At 64.7% G+C, this 19,777-nt stretch carries 21 protein-coding genes and 1 pseudogene; 18 read left to right on the forward strand and 4 right to left on the reverse strand.

Going from position 1 to position 19,777, the window contains the following annotated elements; all coding sequences use genetic code 11:
• Positions 1-704 precede the first annotated feature (704 nt).
• The 9 genes from QSK17_RS25095 (at position 705) to QSK17_RS25135 (ending at position 6,645) form a co-directional block, all read left to right on the forward strand.
• The gene (locus tag QSK17_RS25095; protein WP_285707699.1) at positions 705-902 is read left to right on the forward strand and encodes a phage regulatory CII family protein; all 198 of its coding nucleotides are present in this window, start codon (positions 705-707) and stop codon (positions 900-902) included.
• A gap of 493 nt (positions 903-1,395) precedes the next feature.
• Entirely contained in the window at positions 1,396-1,548 is a 153-nt protein-coding gene (locus tag QSK17_RS25100; protein ID WP_285707700.1) for a hypothetical protein, read from the forward strand.
• A gap of 22 nt (positions 1,549-1,570) precedes the next feature.
• Complete coding sequence (locus QSK17_RS25105) at positions 1,571-2,656, forward strand: endonuclease NucS domain-containing protein (protein ID WP_285707701.1); 1,086 nt, start codon at positions 1,571-1,573, stop codon at positions 2,654-2,656.
• A gap of 19 nt (positions 2,657-2,675) precedes the next feature.
• The gene (locus QSK17_RS25110) at positions 2,676-3,509 is read left to right on the forward strand and encodes a helix-turn-helix domain-containing protein (protein WP_285707702.1); all 834 of its coding nucleotides are present in this window, start codon (positions 2,676-2,678) and stop codon (positions 3,507-3,509) included.
• Positions 3,510-3,612: 103 nt separating this feature from the next.
• A complete protein-coding gene (locus QSK17_RS25115; protein WP_285707703.1) occupies positions 3,613-4,020 on the forward strand; it encodes an ATP-binding protein in 408 nt (135 codons plus the stop codon).
• Entirely contained in the window at positions 4,017-4,289 is a 273-nt protein-coding gene (locus tag QSK17_RS25120; RefSeq protein WP_285707704.1) for a hypothetical protein, read from the forward strand. The genes QSK17_RS25115 and QSK17_RS25120 overlap by 4 nt, the downstream gene beginning before the upstream one ends.
• A gap of 137 nt (positions 4,290-4,426) precedes the next feature.
• On the forward strand, positions 4,427-5,266 hold the full coding sequence (locus QSK17_RS25125; protein ID WP_285707706.1) for a sigma-70 RNA polymerase sigma factor region 4 domain-containing protein: 840 nt from the start codon (positions 4,427-4,429) through the stop codon (positions 5,264-5,266).
• A complete protein-coding gene (locus tag QSK17_RS25130) occupies positions 5,266-6,114 on the forward strand; it encodes a protein phosphatase 2C domain-containing protein (protein ID WP_285707708.1) in 849 nt (282 codons plus the stop codon). The genes QSK17_RS25125 and QSK17_RS25130 overlap by 1 nt, the downstream gene beginning before the upstream one ends.
• Positions 6,115-6,177: 63 nt before the next feature.
• Complete coding sequence (locus QSK17_RS25135) at positions 6,178-6,645, forward strand: hypothetical protein (RefSeq protein ID WP_285707710.1); 468 nt, start codon at positions 6,178-6,180, stop codon at positions 6,643-6,645.
• Positions 6,646-6,701: 56 nt separating this feature from the next.
• Here QSK17_RS25135 and QSK17_RS25140 read toward each other — a convergent pair.
• Positions 6,702-7,133, reverse strand: a pseudogene (locus QSK17_RS25140) (transposase); the annotation flags it as partial.
• 989 nt (positions 7,134-8,122) lie between these two features.
• Here QSK17_RS25140 and QSK17_RS25145 point away from each other — a divergent pair.
• The 4 genes from QSK17_RS25145 (at position 8,123) to QSK17_RS25160 (ending at position 12,270) form a co-directional block, all read left to right on the forward strand.
• Complete coding sequence (locus tag QSK17_RS25145) at positions 8,123-8,911, forward strand: hypothetical protein (RefSeq protein WP_285707711.1); 789 nt, start codon at positions 8,123-8,125, stop codon at positions 8,909-8,911.
• A 129-nt stretch (positions 8,912-9,040) separates the two neighbouring features.
• Positions 9,041-9,547, forward strand: a complete 507-nt coding sequence (locus tag QSK17_RS25150; protein ID WP_285707712.1) for a tyrosine-type recombinase/integrase — start codon at positions 9,041-9,043, stop codon at positions 9,545-9,547.
• 760 nt (positions 9,548-10,307) lie between these two features.
• Entirely contained in the window at positions 10,308-10,742 is a 435-nt protein-coding gene (locus tag QSK17_RS25155; protein WP_203887750.1) for a VOC family protein, read from the forward strand.
• An 814-nt stretch (positions 10,743-11,556) separates the two neighbouring features.
• The gene (locus tag QSK17_RS25160) at positions 11,557-12,270 is read left to right on the forward strand and encodes a DUF6461 domain-containing protein (protein ID WP_285707713.1); all 714 of its coding nucleotides are present in this window, start codon (positions 11,557-11,559) and stop codon (positions 12,268-12,270) included.
• A 49-nt stretch (positions 12,271-12,319) separates the two neighbouring features.
• On the opposite strand, the gene QSK17_RS25165 is transcribed toward QSK17_RS25160, so the two are convergent.
• Positions 12,320-13,552 (reverse strand): helix-turn-helix domain-containing protein, encoded by a 1,233-nt coding sequence (locus QSK17_RS25165; RefSeq protein WP_285707714.1) that lies wholly within the window; start codon positions 13,550-13,552, stop codon positions 12,320-12,322.
• A 166-nt stretch (positions 13,553-13,718) separates the two neighbouring features.
• Here QSK17_RS25165 and QSK17_RS25170 point away from each other — a divergent pair, with 166 nt between their 5' ends.
• Both QSK17_RS25170 and QSK17_RS25175 read left to right on the forward strand, forming a co-directional pair.
• Complete coding sequence (locus QSK17_RS25170; RefSeq protein ID WP_285707715.1) at positions 13,719-14,096, forward strand: hypothetical protein; 378 nt, start codon at positions 13,719-13,721, stop codon at positions 14,094-14,096.
• Between the two features lie 2 nt (positions 14,097-14,098).
• Positions 14,099-14,353, forward strand: coding sequence for a hypothetical protein (locus QSK17_RS25175; protein ID WP_285707716.1), 255 nt, complete (start codon positions 14,099-14,101; stop codon positions 14,351-14,353).
• A 535-nt stretch (positions 14,354-14,888) separates the two neighbouring features.
• Here the strand turns inward: QSK17_RS25175 and QSK17_RS25180 are convergent.
• On the reverse strand, positions 14,889-15,839 hold the full coding sequence (locus QSK17_RS25180; protein ID WP_285707717.1) for a DUF4238 domain-containing protein: 951 nt from the start codon (positions 15,837-15,839) through the stop codon (positions 14,889-14,891).
• Between the two features lie 50 nt (positions 15,840-15,889).
• Complete coding sequence (locus QSK17_RS25185) at positions 15,890-16,762, reverse strand: GntR family transcriptional regulator (protein ID WP_285707718.1); 873 nt, start codon at positions 16,760-16,762, stop codon at positions 15,890-15,892.
• Between the two features lie 115 nt (positions 16,763-16,877).
• Here QSK17_RS25185 and QSK17_RS25190 point away from each other — a divergent pair, with 115 nt between their 5' ends.
• The 3 genes from QSK17_RS25190 to QSK17_RS25200 are packed head-to-tail and all read left to right on the forward strand — an operon-like array spanning position 16,878 to position 19,764.
• The gene (locus QSK17_RS25190; protein ID WP_285707719.1) at positions 16,878-18,371 is read left to right on the forward strand and encodes a replication initiator; all 1,494 of its coding nucleotides are present in this window, start codon (positions 16,878-16,880) and stop codon (positions 18,369-18,371) included.
• Entirely contained in the window at positions 18,368-18,574 is a 207-nt protein-coding gene (locus QSK17_RS25195; protein WP_285707720.1) for a helix-turn-helix domain-containing protein, read from the forward strand. Before QSK17_RS25190 ends, QSK17_RS25195 begins: the two co-directional genes overlap by 4 nt.
• Positions 18,571-19,764, forward strand: coding sequence for a tyrosine-type recombinase/integrase (locus tag QSK17_RS25200; RefSeq protein WP_285707721.1), 1,194 nt, complete (start codon positions 18,571-18,573; stop codon positions 19,762-19,764). The genes QSK17_RS25195 and QSK17_RS25200 overlap by 4 nt, the downstream gene beginning before the upstream one ends.
• The last annotated feature ends 13 nt before the right edge of the window (positions 19,765-19,777 follow it).

The following is a 19,777-nucleotide window of genomic DNA, read 5'->3' on the forward strand; positions in this document are numbered from 1 at the left end:
AGGGGAGACCGAGGGCCTAACCCGGCGACCACCGGGCCTTCTGCATGCCCGAACCCGGAACTCTGCACCCAGCACCCTGATCAACACGACCCCAGGAAGGCTTGATCATGATCGTGAAAGATCTGGGTTAGGGCAGGTGCCGCTGTCGTATTTCGCGATGAAACTCATGTCGACTTCCTTCCTTGATAACGGCTGTTGGCGTTCGTCTTGGGCCCGCACTGGTTCCGCATGCGGCGCAAGTCATCGATTATGCCTTCAAGGCGTTTCGCATCAAGGTTCATGATGTGGGGCCTCCTCAGGTTCGTGGCGTCTTCGCCTGCTGCGGCCCGAGTCGCCGGCGGCCGGGACCGGCCTCCAGGCCGCACGCCCGGACGGCGGGCGGGCGATGGGCCGCAGTGCGGCGGCGCGCCGCGCCGCCGCCTTGATCCCTACAAGCACAATTCGGCAAGGCAAACCTTTAGCGCCCGGCAGCGACTGGACTAGACATCTGCGTCTGGCGTGCGGAAAAGTTTTGGCGCTGTGGTGTCGGGTCTGGCTCAGCTCGATGCCAAGAAGCTATGTGGCTCTGGAGTGAGGCTGTGGTGTTCTTGGCCAGACGACGCGTCACAGGGACCAGTGGATCTGGGTGGACTACAAGAGTTGCGGGCAATACCCCATCGGGAACAGGCGCAAGGCGAGTTATTTCGACAGCTAACCTGCACAGGGTGACCTGGCTTGAGAATCAGCTAAAAGAACTGTGCCGCGAATTTAAGAGCAAGAGGCCGATGACTACCGCTGATCGGGACGATTTTCTTCGGGAAGCAAACAAGCTGATCAAGAACCTCGCCGCACTTGGCGGCGATGTGCAGCAATTTCGTGCCAAGGTAAGGACTGCCGCCAAAGTTCGGCGAGTCAGAGGATGACAGCGTAGTCAAGAAGTCGCGTGGACCGGTGGAGTTCGGCCGCGTCGCCCTAGAGACCGGGAACATGTTCGTCAAGGGCCAGCAGTTCTGGCGAAGGACCGGACCGCACAGGGTCACCATGACGGTCTGGGCTGACGCCGACGATATCCAACCTTCAGGTCACGGGGTAAGGCCGTGTGTTGTCACCGTGTCGGCTTGTCGCCCGGTATCAGACTGCGCCTCGGGAATGGCACCTGCACCCGCGAGGGGTGACATCTCGCCCGGGTGATTACGGACAATCCATCGACAACTTCATTACAGGTTCTATGTAAACCAAACCGAGTTCTGGCCGTCCTACTACTAGATCTTGAGACAGCTCTTAGAGAGCCTGCAAGGCTGCCTTGATCATGGACGAGTCGAACGGTGGGTTGCACGGTGAGCACACACATCGAGGAACTGGCACAGCGGTCACGAGCTGATCGCCCGGGACAAGGTCAACCTGGACATCACCTGGTTGAAGGACCCGTCGCTGGAGGACACCGACTCGTTGTTGCCTCCCGAGGTGATCGCCCAGGAGATCGTGGAGGACCTGGAGGCTGCGCTGAGCGAGTTCGCGGCGATCGCCGAGGCCTTGCAACAGGCACGACAGAGGTCCACCGACTCGTAAATTTCCCGACGAAGGGGATCGCATGGCGTACGAAGTAGGACTCTGGCGGATCGGCGCGAGCGGTGAACCCGCTCGCGTCACCTCTAACGCGATTCCGCTGGAATCTCAGCTGGAAACGTTGATCGCTCAGGATTCTGCGATCCTGGGCGTACCGCTGATGATCATCGGCAGGCAGGTAGCCACGAGTTTCGGTGGGTTCATCGATCTGCTCGGGATCGACGGTGACGGCGTGCTGCACGTCCTGGAGTTGAAACGCGGCCGTACGCCTCGCGAGGTCGTGGCCCAGATCCTTGACTACGCTTCCTGGGCCAAGGAGCTCAGCCACGATGACGTCCTGGCCATCTACGCAGAGTCTCGTCAAGAACTCCCCTTCGAGGTGGCATTCTCCAACGTGTTCGGCGCCAGTCCGCCGGACGAGCTCAACGCCGACCTTCGGCTGACGATCGTGGCTCACGATGCGGATCCCGCGACGGAACGCATCGTGAGCTACCTCAGCGCGTTTACTGTTCCGATCAACGTCGCGTTCTTCCGGTACTTCGAAGACGATGGTCGCCAGTATCTGGCCCGCACATGGCTGATCGACGAGTCCAAGCCGTCGCGCACGACCTCCGTTAAGCAGCGGAGCGGCACGAAGGAGACGTGGAACGGCCAGGACTGGTATGTGGCTCTGGGCGAGGACACTACTCGTAGCTGGGACGATGCGCGTAGGTATGGGTTCGTGTCCGCAGGGGGTGGCGCTTGGTTCTCCCGGACGCTCGTCAACCTGCCTATCGGAGCGCGTATCTTCACGCACATCCCCAAGGTGGGCTACGTCGGCGTCGGTACGGTGACCGGTGAGGCGCGCCCCGCGAACGAAGTGGTGCTGGAGATCGACGGAGAACCGCGGCGGTTCGCCGATCTCGATCTGAAGGCGCGGTACCGGCACAACGGCGATGACCAGGACGAGACGCTCTCGGAGTACGTGATTCCTGTTACGTGGATCCGGACAGTCCCCCGTGAGCAGGCCTTCTGGACCCAAGGGCTGTTCGCCAACCAGAACAGCGCCTGCAAGCTGCGCAACAAGTTCACCTTGGAGCGGCTGCTGGAGGCGTTCAAGCTGGACGAGTAAGCATGGGAGGAGGGTGAGTGTGGAACAGCGGCGGGATCGGTTGCGGGAGCTGGGGGAGCTGCTGCGGCGGCTGCGTAAGGATGCGGGGCTGACAGGTAAGGACCTGGCACAGCGGGCCGGGGTGGCTCAGCCGACGATCTCTCGGATGGAGACCGGGAGACTGCTACCGACCCCGGAGACGGTTGAGCGGGTATCCGCGGCGCTTAACCTCGACGAGGAAAAGCGGCGTGAATTGAACGCGCTGCTGCTGCGGCTGCGTGATGAGGTGTCCCGGTTGAAGAGTGGGCTTGCCGGTCGAGAGGCGGCTAACGCCGCACGGGTTCGGTCGGCTCAATGGATGGCCGTGTTCTCCTCGGCGATGATTCCGCCGCTGTTGCAGACGGCCGAGTACGCGCGGTTCGCTCTCACGATCGGTCAGGATGTGGACCAGGAGGACGTGGCCAAGGCGGCGGCCGTACGGGTCGAGTCTCAGGCCGTCGTGTTCGAGCCTGGCCGGAAGTTCGCGTTCGTGCTGACGGAGGGTGCGGTGCGGACGTGGCCCGGGTCGCCGTCGTTGATGCCGGCGCAGCTCGACCGGCTCGCCCAGGTGTCCACGCTTCCCCATGTGCGCCTGGGGGTCGTTCCCTGGAGCGTGGAAGCGCCGGCCTTCCCCCTTCACGGGTTCACGATCTACGACGGCGCGGTGAGCGTGGTCGAGAGCCTGACCGGTGATCTCACCCTGACGGAGACCGGCGAGATCGACGCACACACCGACGTGTTCGAGGCGTTCGCGGCTGCCGCTGTGTACGGCGATGAGTTGCGGGATCTTCTGGGGCAGATCGGGGCGGACTACCGCGCTCTCGCGAGCAAGTAGCCAGTTCTGGCGCATTTATACGTCGAATGCCTTGAGTAGCTTCTAGCGTTGGTCATACGCTGCCGACATGGATGTATAGCCCCCTATACACAGGAGTACGCCCATGTCAGGTTGGCGAATGTCCCGCCACTTCCTCGGCTCCCCCGCCTCGATCACCGAAGCCCGCCGCTTCGTCACCACCTTCCTGAAGGGCTGGCCGTCCCTGGAATCGGCCGAACTCATCGTGAGCGAACTGGCCACCAACGCCATACGGCACTCCGCCAGCGGCAAGTTCGGCGGGCTGTTCATCGTCACCATCCGCGTCAACCACCGGCGGCTGTGGCTCGGTGTCGCCGACGAGGGCGGCCCCCGCTCCCCGGAACTGCTCCCCGCCTACGAAGAGGCCGAAGGAGGGCGCGGCCTCATGCTGGTCTCCACCCTCGCGACCGGTTGGGGTGTCCTGGGCGACCACAACGGCCGCACCGTGTGGGCTGTCCTCGACCCCGCCCCCGCCATGGCGACCGGCAGATGAGCGACTGCATCGCCCCTCACCTGTCCCTGCCGCAGCCCAACTGCCGCAAGCTGAAATGGTTCGAGTTCGTTCCCGGTGATCGGTGCCGGGTGGTGGCGTGGACGTGTGACTGCACGGCCCGGTTCTACGAGCTGTACGAGATGGCCGGCGTCGGATTCATCCGGCACACGATCCAGGGAACTCCGGTCTCGATCGTCGAGACGAACCGCTGGCCGCTCCGGCAGGCCCACGAGGTCTGGGCGGACATCATGGCCGGACGGGCGAGATGAGCCCGCACGGTGTCCCCAACCGACGCTCTGCCATACGCGCAACGAATCCCAAAACCGGCGAATTCGTACCGTCTAGAGGGATAGACGGCATTCTGTCCAGGGGTCTAGACTCGGCGGAGTTCAACCCTGGGGGAGCAATGCCACCGAGCGACCTTGAGCGCATAGCCGCCATCGACGATCCGTACCTGCTGCTGCGGACCGCCACCGAACGGCTGAATGCCGCTCAACAAGAGGTCACCGAGTTGGCTCGACTCCGCCGCCGCGTGATCCAAGAGCTCCACGCCCAAGGCATGTCCTACGCCCAGATCGCCCAGGCGGCCGGGCTCACGCGTGGCCGTATCCACCAGATCCGCCACACCGGTCCAGCACCTGAGGGCGCGTTCCTCGGCACCGGCACCATCACCCTGTCCACACCGCTCAAGCGCGAGGCCACCAACGCCCGGCCCGTGGTCGCGATGGAAGACGTCGCGGCGGCAAAGCGGCTGGAAGACCTCGCCCGCGGCTTCGGCCTGTCGATGGAACTCGAACACGTCCCCCTCGGCGGCGAGATCGACCTGAACCGGCCCAACCTCATCGTGATCTGCGGCCCCAAGCTCTCCCCGGTCATGGGTGCGCTGTACGAGTCCGATCCCGTGTTGGAGTGGGTCAAGGACGGCGCTTGGACGCTGCGCGATACCCGCACTGGCGAGAGTTACAGGTCCGGCTCCGACAGCGACCCGACCCGGCCGGTCGACTACGCCTATCTTGGTCGGCTGCCCCGGCCGGACGGCAAGGGCAACGTCCTGGTCTTCACCGGCATCCACCCGCAAGGCACCCTCGGCGTTGTCCAGCTCATCACCACCGAGATCGCCACCCTGTGGGGCCAAGCAGGCGACGGGCGGTTCTCCACCGTGGTAGGCGTCGAATACGACCCACAGACGGGGGAACCGGTCACAGCGGAACTCGCCAGCCCGCTCTACCGCCACGAGGACACCTGATGCGCGTCACCTTCGCCACCGAACCCGCATCCCCTGACCGGCCCAACGAGGACTTCATCGCCGCAACCCCGGACGCCGTGGTCCTCCTCGATGGCGCGGGTACGCCTGCGGGCTCGGAATCCGGCTGTTCCCACGGTGTGGCTTGGTATGCGCGGACGCTCGGCTCAACCCTGATCGCATCTCTGACGCAAAGCGCCGGCACCTTGACGGAGATCTTGGCGGAGGGCATCAAGGCCACAACGTCGCTGCATGACTTCACCTGCGACGTCACCCATCCCGGCTCGCCCTCGGCAACCGTCGTCATGCTCCGCCGTACCGGTGACCATCTGGGCTATCTCGTCTTGGCCGACTCCGTCCTCGTGCTCGACGTAGTCGGCGTCGACGAGCCGATGTTCATCACCGACGACCGGGAAGCACAGGTTGGTAGGCGCTACCGGACGGCCATGGATGCGCTGGGCTCCGGCACTCCCGATCACACCGCTGCTCTGCGTGCGTACGTGGAAGCCATGCGGGCGCACCGCAACCGCAACGGCGGATTCTGGGTCGCCTCATCCGACCCCCTCGCCGCTGAACAAGCGCTCACAGGAACACTTCCCGCTGACCAGATTCGCGCGGCGGCGCTTCTCAGCGATGGCGCGTCCCGCCTCGTCGACCGCTTCCACATCGCCACCTGGCGGCAAGCCCTCGACATCCTCGACCAGGACAGTCCGGCCGAACTCATCCGCCGAGTCCGCGAGGCCGAACACACCGACCCCGCAGGCAAGCGCTGGCCACGCGGCAAGACCTTCGACGATGCAACCGCCGTTCACGTCACCGCTGAACAAGGTCACCAGTTACGGCTGAAATAGCTCGCGTGAGGCGCTGCAAGTGGCCTGCGCCCAAGCGCTGTACTAATCGTTTGGAGTACGCCCGTGAGCGATGACGTCCTTTCAGTCATTCCGACTGACCCCTACTGGCAGCCCGATCAGGCCGCAGCCGACCGCACCGCCGCGATGGTGGCCGAGTTGACCCCCGGCGCCCCTGGCGGCGTCGATGTCGAAATCAACGTCGAATGGCACGACAAGCCCACCTTCGTGGACTGCGGCGAGAACCTGGAGAGGATCGGCTGTCCTCGCTGCGGCGCGTCAATCAACACCGACTGGTGGATCGAGCTCATGGATGCCCACTACGAGGACGGCTTCGCAAGCCTCGCAGTGCAAGTCCCCTGCTGCTGTGCCAAATCATCACTCGATGCACTGGAATACGACTGGCCGTGCGGCTTCGCGCGTTTCGAGATCGCGATCTGGAATCCCGCCCGTCCCTGGCTCAGTGACGAGGAACTGATCAGCCTCGGGACCACGCTCGGTCACCCGCTGCGACAGATACGAGCTCACATCTAACATCCTCGGAGATATCAGAGGGCGTCTGAAAAGCGTAGTTCCTGATTGATTGTTGGTTACGTGTCTCGCCAGGTTGGAGTGGTTTCGCCGGTGATGCGCCGAGCGAGGTTGTCGATCGACGCGACGCGGATCATCACTGCGGCGTGGTCGGTTCGGGTTTCGTAGTCGCGAGCGAGTCGGCGGTGGAGCATCAGCCAGCCAAGGGTGCGCTCGACGACCCAACGGCGCTTGACGACGTGGAAGCCGGGCTGGTCGGAGCGGCGTGGAACGACTTCGACGTCGATCCCCAACCTGGCGCCGTGTTCGATGGCGGCGTTCTTGAAGCCGGTGTCCACCCACGCTTTGGTGATCGTCGGGTAGGTGGTGCGAGCCTGGGTGAGCAGGGTCTTGCCGATGGCGTTGTCGGACAAGTCGGCGGCGGTGACGGTGACGGCCAGGAGCAGGCCCAGGGTGTCGGTGAGGATGCCGCGCTTGCGTCCGACGATCTTTACGTCGCCGCGATCCTCAGCGATCCGCGAACCGACACCGCGGTTCCATATGACAGAGGGGGCCGGCGACTTCCACTGCGCCAGGTACTCCTGGACTGGCTGGGATCGGTGGCCTACGAGGTCGGCAAGGAAGCAGAAGCAACGCTAGTACGCCTGGGTTTCCCACCCGAGGAGGACCCAGCGTTTGTCGAGCTCCGAGCCATCCGTCCCACGCTCTTCCAGAGCGTGGCCTCACTCCTCCATAGTTCGGATCCCGTCATACGGGAAGCGGCTCTCGCCGTCGTCGTCTGGCTCGTGGACGCCCCCGAGCTCACCCATCATCAAGCAGTTCTCATTCCGATGGTGCGCGCCTTCCTGGCTACCAGTTCCAACCGGGTCTACCGGGCGATCGCGGTTGATGGGCTCGACGCTTGGGGCGAGGAGACCACATCGCTAGTCAGTCAGGCAGAGGAAACAACGCACAACCGAGGCGAATGGGGGCGGGATCCATGGTCCGTAGACGGTTCAGCGGTGCCGCCTTCTGATGTGCGGCCGCGACCTACCGTTGAGCACGGACAATGTGGGGCTGGCAGCCAGTTCTCGTGCCCTAATGGCCCGAACGCCGCTTTCCTTGATCGGGAAAGCGGCGTTTTGGCTGGTGGAGCCTAGGAGATTCGAACTCCTGACATCCTGCTTGCAAAGCAACTGCAACACACGTTCGACATGGCACGAACCGTCACTGGCCTGCTGGAACCCGTCCGTCGTTGTCCATCAGTGTCCACGGTCGTGCGGCGGTGTCGTCACTCAGTTGGTCACCCACTCGCGCCACCAACGTGTTCGGGGCGCCGTTGAGGGCTTGGTCTGGAGGAGTTGCCGCCCTCACGGGGCTGATTGCAAAGCGGTTCGCATGTCGCGATCAAGGAACATACAAGCGGGCGGCCTTTCACTGGGCACACAACCCCCGGAAGGCAAGGGTGATGCCGGGAAGCAATCGCACTCAGGAGATCACCATGAAGCGCACCGCACTCGGCCTGGCCACCACCGCGATCGCCGGCCTCGCCGTCCTCCCCACCGCCGTCATCGCCATGCCTGCATCCGCCGCCGACTACGGTCCCGACACCTGCGTTCAGGGCTACGTCTGGCGCGAGGCACGCCCTTCCGACCACGTCTGCGTCACTCCCGCCGTCCGCACCCAGACCGCCCAGGACAACAGCGTCAACGCCTCCCGCTGGACCAACGGCGCGTACGGACCGCACACCTGCATCCAGGGATACGTGTGGCGCGAGGCCTTCACCGGGGACGATGTCTGCGTCACTCCCGCGGTCCGTAGCCAGGCACAAGCCGACAACGCCGCCGCAGCCAGCCGCCTGGCCTCGTCGTCCAGCTTGCCTTCGCCGATAGCTGTCAACCGCAACGTCACCTTCAGCGGAGGGGTCCCGGTGGGAGGCTGGACATCGCTGACCCTGTACGACAACGGGACCTACCAGTGGTCCGGACACATGCACGACTCGGGTGCCACCAGCTACAACTTCTCCGGTGTCTGCGTCGTCCGCCTGTCGTCGGGCTCGGCCTTCGTATTCGAAACCTCCGGACGACTCCACGGAACGTTCGAGTCCGGGTCCCGCGACTACAACTGGAGCAAGTCGGGCACCATCTCCTCCCTCCCCACGGCTTGGCGCGCGTCCTCCAGCTACAACGCGAACTGCCAGAACAGCGTCAGGCTCAACCTCGCCGGAACCGTGAACGCGGCTCTGGAGGCCGTCGGCTACGCCTCCGCGGTCATCGCGATCGTCGCTTGAGAGAACCCGCGACGCCAGCCGATGACGGAGGTGTCCGGTCCGTACGCACCACTCTCCCCCCGCCCCCGATAGCTGCCAGGAATCGCGACTGTCGGTCGGGTTCTGTCAAGTCCGGCCTTGCGTGTACATGTGCCCGGTGACCTTCCTCGCGCGCTGGGTGGCCTGCCTGCACGGCCGGACTTGACAGGTTCCGGCCGCCGCGAAGACTGGGCAGCCGGGGGCGGGGGAGCACTGCACCTTCCAGCGCTGCCCCAGCGGTGTGTTGAGGCACTGCGGAACCTGCGGGAGCAGGATGGACAGACCCACGAGGCTCATGGGCACAGCGGGACACATAAGAGGCTGGTGTTCTGCACGAAGACCGGAACGGCGCTCAGTGCCGGCAACGTGCGGCGCGACTTCCGCAAGGTGCTCAAGAGCGCTGGACTCAACGCCAACGAGTGGACGCCGCGCGAGATGCGCCACAGCTTCGTATCGCTGCTGTCGGACTCGGGCGTCCCTATCGAGAACATCTCGCGCCTGGTCGGCCACGCCAACACCGTGGTCACTGAGACGGTGTACCGGATGCAGATTCGCCCTGTCATGCAAGAAGGTGCCGCGGCGATGGATGACATCTTCCGAGGTGGCTCGGGCGCTTAGTCACTCAGTTAGTCACTCACACCCCGTTTCCGATCTCGGAGGCGGGGTGTTTTACCTGGTGGAGCCTAGGAGATTCGAACTCCTGACATCCTGCTTGCAAAGACGTACGCCGATCTTGCCCCACCAGCGGAAACGCAGATTAGCGCGCCGATCGTCTTCCCTCTGACTCCCCGCTGTTCCCCCTCGTTTCCCCTCCCATCGGGCACGCGACGGGCACGGCGATACCCGCTGGGGTGGTCTGGGCACTGCACCGCGCCTCCCCGTGCGCTGGCGACGAGTTGACGCAGGAACCTGCGGATTAAATGTGGAAGGTCCATCTTCGGGCCGCTGCGGCTATGACCTTGGGTTTCGTGCCGTAGTCCTGGTCGACTGCTGGTCACAATCCGCACATGTTCCGGATCTTGCTTACTGGACGACCGCTTTCAGCGCGCACCCGACCCTGATGGAACTGCCCATACGTCCTCGTCCTTGACGGGCACCCCCTGGGCGCGGAGATGTTCGGGACCCGGCGCGGGGGCATCCCCATCAATCCTCATCGTCGGAGTCGTCGGCGTCAGGATCGCGCAAGGCGAGGGATGATTCCCTGCTCACCATGGCCATTCGATCTTGGTCTTGCCAGATAACGAAGGTTATCTCGCAACCCTTCGACGGGCGAGGCGTTCAGGCTGGAGCTGTGGATCTTTTCAGGACTTCGCCAATCCGGCCGGGGTGCACGGTGGGCGATTACGGTGTGCATAGTGATCTATGGGAAAATTTCCCCATGGTATCCGTTAAGCAGATTCAAGTCGCCTTCGATTGCGCTTCACCTGAGCGTGTCGGTCGCTTCTGGTGCGAGGTGTTGGGGTATGTCGCGCCGGCACCGCCTGAGGGGTTCGCCAGTTGGGACGACTTCAATCGCACGCTGCCGCCCGAGCAGCGGGACTCATGGTTCGCATGCAGCGACCCCTCGGGTGTCGGTCCGCGGCTGTACTTCCAGCGCGTCCCCGAAGGCAAGGTCGCCAAGAATCGGCTGCACCTTGACGTGCGGGTCGGCACCGGACTCGTCGGTGCAGAGCGCCTGGCAACCCTCGAAGCCGAATGCGCACGATTGATCCCTCTCGGCGCGAAACGCGTGCGGCTCCTGCCCGCCGATGAAGAAAACGAGTCGTGCCTCGTGATGCAGGACATTGAGGGCAACGAGTTCTGCCTGGGCTGACGAACGTCTACCTCGTTGAACGCGACACAGACCTGACTCGCTGATCGGCTCCCACGGGGAAGGCTGTCCAGCTCTCCCTTCGCACCGCGCCGCTGTTGATCTCGGGAAGATCGGGGATCTCGCCGAGTTCGCGCAGTCCCTCGGAAGGCCCGGACGAAGCGATGGCATAGCGGCCCAGGAAATTCACGTGGGCGTGGCCCAGCGGGCTGAGCCGGGCGACTGCACGCGGTGATCAGCCACGTTCCTCGGTGAGCCAGGGTGAGGAACGAACCCTGGATCGTCGATCGCCCCCAACCATGTGCGGCGTCCAGCCATGCAGTGGCGATCGTAGGGCTGCATCTGTGCGGCGGCGCGGCAACCCCGGTCAGCGCGTTCGGGAAGTGCGGCGGGGCCGGCGTGCGGTGCCCGGCCCGGTGTCCCGCCGTCGTCCGGGACCGGCCCCCAGGCCGCACGCCCGGACGGCGGGCGGGCGGAGGGCCGGAGATGCGGCGGCGCGCTGCGCCGCCGCTTGACTCCCTCGCGCGAGGACAACTCAAGAGCGGATCGGGCACGCAGCGGGCACGGAAGCCGAGGAAGGCCGAATAAAGATCAAAGCCCAGGTCGGGGAAACCATCCCTCACCTGGGCTTTCTTATGAGTGGAGCCTAGGAGATTCGAACTCCTGACATCCTGCTTGCAAAGCAAGACCGGTGGGGGCGGGACCATGGGCTATACCCGCTCCCACCTGCGCATACGGTCCATGGCGATCCACCGTCGTCCGGCCTCGTCCAGGGTCGTTGTCACCCAGTTCGTCACCCAGGAAAGCACTCCCACGGGTGGCCTTGCTACACACGTTATCCGAGACGCATCCGGCATTTGGCGATCAAGCTCTTTTGTCGGTGACGGCTGCGATCATGCCGCTCACCCGATCAAAAGGAGTGACAATGACAGAACCCTACGAAGAGTTCCGGTGGCTCTCCGGCAACCGACCACTGGGTGAGATCTACTGCGTGTCCTTCGTCCGGGGCCTCTCCCCGACCGAAGTGCTTCACCGATTCGGCGTGGACGAAAGCACGATCGAGGAAGTGACCTTCGAAGAGCTGGATGAGCGCTCGATGGAGAACTCGAATGGCGCGGCCGGTTACATCGGTGCCGTGAAGATCGGCGACTGGGCCGTAGTCATCGAACCGGGAGGATGGCAAATCGCCGTCGACTCCGAGATAAGAGCCCGGATCTCACAGGGAACCGAAGTCGTGTCGGTCTGCTGCCACGACTACGCCTCCGACACCTTCGCCCACGAGATCGACGGGAAAACGATCACCTGGTTCGACCCACTGGCCCCGTCGTCGCGGTCGGGCAGCGATCCTGATCGCCTCGTCGACGCGATGCGCGACGTCGGGCTGAACCCCGACCACACCTTCGAAGGCCCGAGCATCGATTACCCGATCCCCAGCTCCTTCGCCCTGGCGAGCAGAATCACTGGCCTTCCCTTCTCCCAGGACATGCTGAACCTGCGATTCCTCGGCGCAGAACCCAGCGAGGAGGAATAAGCCCCTCCTGTCCCACGTAGATGCGACACGCCTCCGCCGGAGGCAGCCCTTACCCGCGACCACTCAGTTCCCGATACGCCTCGCGTAGCTCGGCGGCTTCCGGCATGCGACGCGTTTCGATGGCACCGATCACCTCACGTGCCCTCCAGTAATTGGACGGCACCAACACGCCGCTTGTCATGGTCGTGAGAGCAAGCTGACCCGCCTCGTCAGGCTGATCGGTGGCAAGAAGCGCCAGAGCAAGATCAAGGCGCGCGGAGGCCGCTCGACGCGGGCGAATCAACCCGTCCGCGGCTGACTCCAGGCGGGCGAGCACCTGCCGGGCGTACGGCTCGGCGGCCGGGTCTCCCAGCCATGACAGGGTGGTCGCCACGTACGCCTCGCTCTTGGAGGGGTCGTAGCGGTAGTGGTGCTCGGGGTGCTCGGGCATCGACAGCGGTGAGACCAGCCGGGCAACGCGGTTCAGCGCATCACGCGTCTCCGGGCCGGAACCCAGTCGCGCCCAGATCCGGCCTTCCTGCGCGGTCGCCTGGATGTAGGCCGAACTGGTGCGCGGTGCGACCACCTGCGCTCCCTGAGTCAGGGTCAAAGCGCGGCGGTAGTCGCCAGTGGTAACCGCCTGCCATGCCTCCGTCTCCAGACACCACGCGGCGATCTCGGGATGCTCGGCATGCTTCGCCAACTGGGCAGTTGTCTGAAGCCATGTTCCGGCAGCCTCGAGCTGGCGAAGGTCGATGTGACATGTGGAGGCCAACAGCGCCAGCCAGCCACCGACCGTGAGGAGACGGCGGTGCTCGGCGAACGTCTTCTTGGCGTCGACCAGGTGCGAGACATACGACAGGTGCTGACGTACCCGCTCCAGCAACTCGGCCGGCGGTGTCCCCTGATAAGCCATCGCGAGATCATCGACGGCCAGTTCCAGTCGATCAAGCGTTTCGGTACCCACGTCGCTGGCGGCGACACGGCGGGTCAGCTCCAACGCCTCCATCTCATCGGCGAAGTGAGGGCCGACCGGTGCTGGGCTTTCCGGCTCCTCGCTGAACAACTCGGCTTCTGTCGTACCGAACACCCGGCAGTAGAGCAGCCGGTAGGGGTCTTTGGGCTGGTGCTTGCCTGCTTCCCAATCCTTGATCATTCGGATCAGGGATTCCCGTTGGGGCAGGCGGGCACGAGTGCGCGGATCGGCGGCGTCGGCAAGGTGCCTGGCCATGTCTCGCTGGGTCCACAACTTGCCACGCCTTGCGGCGCGTAACCGCAGCGCCCAGGCCGGAACGTTATTCATTGTGTGCACCTCGGGGGACTGGGGTCCTCCTGTCTCCCCCAGTCTCCCCTACTCGCACTGTCGGCGCGGGATACCGGGCGATGTCATGGGAGCACCAGGAAAAACGGGACCCGCAGGCGCGGTAACGCCGTACGGGCCCCTTGATCGCACACTGGAGGTGCGACCCATGGACAACTGTAAAGCCGTCCCACCCGCCGTTGACGAAGCGACAGTAGAGACCCACGACAAGGCACTGGCCGTCGTACAGCGGCTTCTCACCGAGCGGGGAATCCGTGCTCACCGCCATCACACGATCAGCCTGGGGCTCTTCGCCAACAGCGCGGCGGCCTGGCCCGACCAGCCGCCTCTTCGGTCGTGGATGGAGCGACACCCGCCGGAGTTGACCGTGAAAGGTCCGCAGGGCTGGTGCGAAGCCACGGTGACCATGGGGGCGCGCTCGGGCAGCTACCTGGTCTCCCTGCGCAACGGCTCCGATCTCCAGGCGGTGCGAAGCGAGCATCCCGAACAGGTGGTTGCCCTGATCATGGCTGCTCGGGGATCGTGACCGTGTACGGCTGGATCATCCTGAGCGATGCGGCCACGAAGAGAGTCAACGGCCAGGAAGTCATTGTCACGGCCGGTAAGTCGGGCGACATCGGGGTGGTCATCAAAGCCTGGGAGAACGCTGAACGCCATCGGATGCTGTACGAACTGGGCAACCTCGGCCGCCTGGTCGATGAGGCAATGACCCACCTCCAGCTCCGCCACCGCACTCCGGACAGTCGCGAAAGAGACTCACCGGAAAGCGACGACATCCAATGATCGTTGGTTGGGTACGGCAACGCGGCCTTCTCCGTAACCGCATCGCCGTACCCGACCAGTGACAACCGCACTCAGGTGGCCCGTGTCATCCGGTGGCAACCTGACCCGGAGCACAGGGCCGCCAGGCCCGCGCACCGGAAGCAGGGCGGCAGAGTCCTTGATCATCTCTATGGAGGCGTTCCTGATGATCACCGAGTGGAGACGGCCGGCGCAATGCCGAATGGCACCCGAAGGGGCCGCGAAGCGGTTGGGCCGGCGGTCGGAGCGGCAGGCGGCAGCGCGTACCAGGGGCGGCGGGTGCATTCGGTGCGGTGGGCGCTCGGTACGGCGGGCGGCGGGCTTACGCCGCGCCGTCCCGGCTGGCGCGGGCCGGGACCGGCCGCCAGGGCCGCACGCCCGGCCCGCTGGCCGTGCCGGGGCGGCGGGGCGTGTCCCGCCGTGCGGCGGCGCGGAGCGCTGGCGCCTTGAACCAGTAAAGAAACTATGAGCCACTGAGTGCGTTGTTGGGCTGTCCACTGAACCCCGCCAGGCTCGGCTAGTCTGCGATTCGCCGGTCGCTGCTTTCAGCACGGACAAAGTCTGCAGTGTGTCGGTTCGGTTTAAAGAAGACGTGCTTCCGAGCGTTACTGATCTGCCAGCTGTTCATCCGCTGAACGACAGCGAGTTCGGCAGTCGCGGCAGTTGATCGAGGCCCCATAGAGAGGAGATGCCGAGGTCCGAGCGGCAGAATCATGGCTTTGGCATCATCGATCGCAACGTTGGTTTGGACGTCCGTCGCGGTGTCCATAAGATTGCCTTGCCAGCGGAGAGTGATCGCCGGACTGTCGCCAATGATGAAGTGGCCCATGGGCGCCCAGATGATTTCGGGGTACCAGTTCTGAAGCCTCTCCTTCGCCAGGGCGAACATTCGCTCGAGGCTGTTGGGAAAGTCTCTGCCTGCGATATGGGCCTGCGCCGGCGAGGACTCGGCGATCATCCGGGCGGCGTACTCGTCGAGCCTCTTATCATCGAGGTGCTCACCCGTGGCCCGGAGGGCGAGTCTCAGGAGAGGCTCCCGGTGCGTCTCAAGCAATTTTACTTTCAGCTTTGCGGAGGCCTCCGACAGAGCGTTCGTGTGAACGGTTTTGAACCGGTACGAACGCACCAGGTGCAATGCCATGAAGTCGCGGAGCAGTGTCAGGTGCTGGGGATCAGTGACCGGGACGTTCTTCTCGGTCGCAGCGAATACCTTCGGCATGTACTGTTCAGTCTTCTGCCATAGGTCCTCGATCTTCGCCGAGTCATGTTCGACGAAGTCTGTGGCGTTGGCACACACTTTCGGCGAGACCTCCGACTGCCAGTCTGGATGATCGAGGTCGAATCTGGTGAGCCGACTGCCCCTGCTACCGCTGCGCCGAACAGTGAACCGGCTCAGGAGCACTTTGGAAACGACATGCTGATTTGTCACCTTGCGGGATACAGGAGGCTTTAGCGACGGATCTTGCACAGACCCATTCTCATGTACGTGGTGACTCCCCGCACACGATTTATGCCGCGCTAGATCATGAGGGCGATGCCGTTGTCGGCGAGTTCTTCGGGAGTGAATACCGCACTGAGGTCATCGGCCAGCTCGGCGCTGTAGCCGATCTCGTAGCGGTTGGCGGGGGCCTTGACCTCGGTGACCTCGATCGGGTGACCGTTCTGGTGGGCCATCGTGCGGCGGATGATGAGGATCGCCTCGGCGTAGTCCATGCCCAGGCGGGCGCGTTCGTCTTCGTAGGCGATGCGAGAGGTGGTCAGGGTCATCCACCGGACGGGGCCGTGTTCGCGAATGAGTGACTGGTAGAAGAAGCCGGGCCGCTTGCGGTACTGGTCAAAGCGCTTGGGGTTGTCCCAGTCGGGGAGCATGTCGGCGTTGGTGTAGGAGTTGATCTCCAGGCGGGCTGACGCGCCGTGGATGCGGGCGGTGTGTCCGCGGTGCCACATGCTGCGGCGACGAATGACCGGGTGCCCGGCCCGGACGCCGAGGATGATCGCGGTGTCCCGGTTGGCGGTGATCTTCTCGCCGGTGAACAGCGGGGTCTCGGGGTCGACGTCGCGCAGGGCCAGGTCCCAGCCGAATTCCTGGATGTCGGGGTGGTTGCCGGGTGCGGCCAAGTCGGGGCGGGTCTGGTGGCTGATGAGGATGACCTGGCGCTCAGGCATGGGGCGGACGAAGGAGCCGCGTCCGCGCATGACGTAGGCCAGTCCTTCGGAGACCAGGGTGTCGATGGCCTTGCGCACGGTGGGGCGCGAGACCTCGTAGCGACGGACCAGTTCCGGTTCGCTGGGCAGGGCTCCGCCGGGTGGGTAGCGGCCGTCCAGGATGGCGCCTCGCAGGTCGCCGGCGATGGTGCGCCAGCGGACGTCTTTGTCTTCGGCGGTCTCCATGGGCGCTCCTCTTCGTCGTGAACTTCCATAACTACTTGTACTACAGGTTGCATAGACACAGCAATGTAGGGCAACCTGTACTACAGGCAGTGTTGCATGAAGGGAGGTGGTCACCATGAACCAACCGAACGAGCACCACGAACAGGCACGACACCCGGAATGGATGACCGATCTGGTCCAGGTGCTCAACGCACCGGGCTACGAGCGGTGGCGATCGATGGTGGCCGGCACCGGCGGCTGCGCCAACCCGATCCACCTGGCCGGAGAGTCAGCCATCGTCAACACCGACACCGGCGAGATCCTGCACCACTACCGCACCGCCGACGAGCCGTCCGGGCATCTGCTGGTGGCCTGCGGCAACCGACGGGCCTCGGTCTGCACATCCTGCTCGGAGGTCTACCGAGCCGACACCTTCCACCTCATCCGAGCGGGCCTGTCCGGCGGCAAAGGCATCCCGGAGACGGTCAGCGCGCACCCTCGGGCGTTCGTCACCCTCACCGCTCCCTCCTTCGGCCCCGTGCACACCCGGCGAGAGAAGAACGGAGCCGTGCGGGCCTGCCGTCCCCGCAACCGCGACAAGATCTGTGAGCACGGGCATCCGGTCGGCTGCCACGCTCGCCACGAGCCAAAGGACGAACGGCTCGGGCAACCCATCTGCGGCGACTGTTACGACTACGTGGGCGCGGTGCTCTGGCAGGCCCACGCGGGCGCGCTCTGGCACCGCTTCACCCTGGAAGTACGGCGCACCCTGGCAGCTGAGGCGGGGCTGAGCCGCATGGCGTTCGGCAAGCAGGTCCGGGTGTCGTTCGCCAAGGTCGCCGAGTATCAGCGGCGCGGCCTGGTGCACTTTCACGCCATCATCCGCCTCGACGGCCCCGAAGGTGGCAGCCAACCTCCTCCGGACTGGGCTGATCATCGCCTGCTCACCCGGGCGATCCCTCCGGCCGTCCAGCGGATCACCGTGACCTCACCCCTCAGCGATCTCGGCCGGTGGGATCTGGTCTGGGGTGATCAGCTCGATATCCGGCCCATCCTGCTCGACTCCAGCGCTGATGGGCTGAGTGAGCGGGCGGTGGCCGGCTACATCGCCAAGTACGCCACCAAGGGTGCCGAAGCCTCCGGCACCGTCGACCACCGCCTGTCGTGTCCGGCCTGCGGCGGTCGGGGGCGGCTGCGCCTGATGGCCTCCTGCGAACGCTGCCACGGCACCGGCCTCAAACCCGGCCTGCACCTGGACTCACTCCCCGTCACCGAGCACGCCCGGCGGATGATCCGCACTTGCTGGGAGTTGGGCGCACGCCCGGAGTTCGCCGCGCTACGGCTGCGACCTTGGTCGCACATGCTGGGATTTCGCGGCCACTTCTCATCCAAGTCACGCCGTTACTCCACCACCCTCGGTGACCTGCGGCAGGTGCGCGCCGTGCACCGGGCCACCCAGACACGCGAACGGCATGGGCTTCCGGCTCTCGCGGATGAGACGACGCTCGTGCTCGGTCACTGGCGTTTCGCCGGAATGGGCTACACCCCCGGTGAGGCGATCATGGCCGAACACATCCGGCACCGCGTCTCCCAGGCCCGCGCCATCGCGGCGAAGCGGGAGGACGGTTGACCGCACTCCGACCGCCCGGCGACCGGCGGCTGTATCGCGTCAGCGAAGCCATGTACCTGCTCAGCATGAGCCGCAGCGTGATCTACGAACAGATCAGATCGGGCCGTCTGCGCTCGGTCACCCAGGGCCGTACCCGGCTCATTCCGGCCTCGGCCATCTCCGACTACGTGGCACTACTCGAACAGGAAGCGAGGGCATCATGACCACACGACGCAGCCGGGGAGACGGCGGCCTGCACTGGGACGAACAGCGAGAACGCTGGGTCGCCACGGTAACGGTCGGCTATACCCCGGCCGGAAAGCGCATCGTCAAGAAAGCCAGTGGCAAGACCAAGACCGAAGCCAAGGCCAAGCTCAAAGAGATCATCCGCGACTACGAAGACGGGCTGGCCATCGCGTCGGGCGGCTACACCGTGGCCGATGCCGTCAAGTACTGGCTTGAGCACGGGCTGAAGGGACGGGGGAGTAAGACGGTCGGCCTGTACACCGAGTTCGCCGAGAATCACGTCATCTCCGCCCTTGGCGCGCGCAAGCTCCGTGATCTCTCGGTGGAGGATGTTGACCGTTGGCTGGCGAGTAAAGCCCCGGAACTCAGCACGCGGACGCTCAAGATGATCCACGGCATCCTCAACCGGTCGGTGAAGAACGCCATGGTCCGCGACAAGGTGAAACGGAACGTCGTGGATCTCTGCGAGGTCCCCGAGGGGCGTGAAGGGCGCAAGTCCAAGGCACTCACGCTGGCCCAGGCCACGGCCGTGATGGCGGCTACGGAACAGGCGAACGCACGTATGCGCGGGTATGTCGTCCTGTCGCTGCTCACCGGAGCCCGGACCGAGGAACTGCGCGAACTGTCCTGGACACACGTGGTGGCGTTCGACCAAGAACGCAAGATGTGGCTTCCCGTCACGGTGGCGGGATGGGAGCACACCGAGTACGCCGTCTACGTGTGGCGGTCGGTACGGCAGAGCGGTGACACGAAGACCGTCAAGTCCCGCCGGACCCTCAAGCTGCCACAGCTCTGTGTCGAGGCGCTTCGAAAGCTCTGGGAGCACGAAGGGCTCAGCGACGGGGCCGCGCATCAGAGCGCAACTGACAGGCTGGTGTTCTGCACGAAGAACGGGACCGCGCTGAGTGCCGGCAACGTCCGGCGGGACTTTCGGAAGATCCTCAAAGACGCCGGGCTGGTCGACGCGGAGTGGACACCCAGGGAGATGCGCCACAGCTTCGTGTCACTGCTCTCGGACTCGGGCGTCCCCATCGAGCACATCTCGCGACTGGTCGGCCACGCCAACACCGTGGTCACCGAGACGGTCTACCGTCTCCAGATCCGCCCCGTCATGCAGGAAGGCGCGACGGCGATGGACGGCCTGTTCGGGAACAGGCAAGAGGCTTAGTCACCCAGATAGT

It is taken from the genome of Microtetraspora sp. NBRC 16547 (assembly GCF_030268965.1).
In the GTDB taxonomy this organism is placed as follows: Bacteria; Actinomycetota; Actinomycetes; order Streptosporangiales; family Streptosporangiaceae; genus Microtetraspora.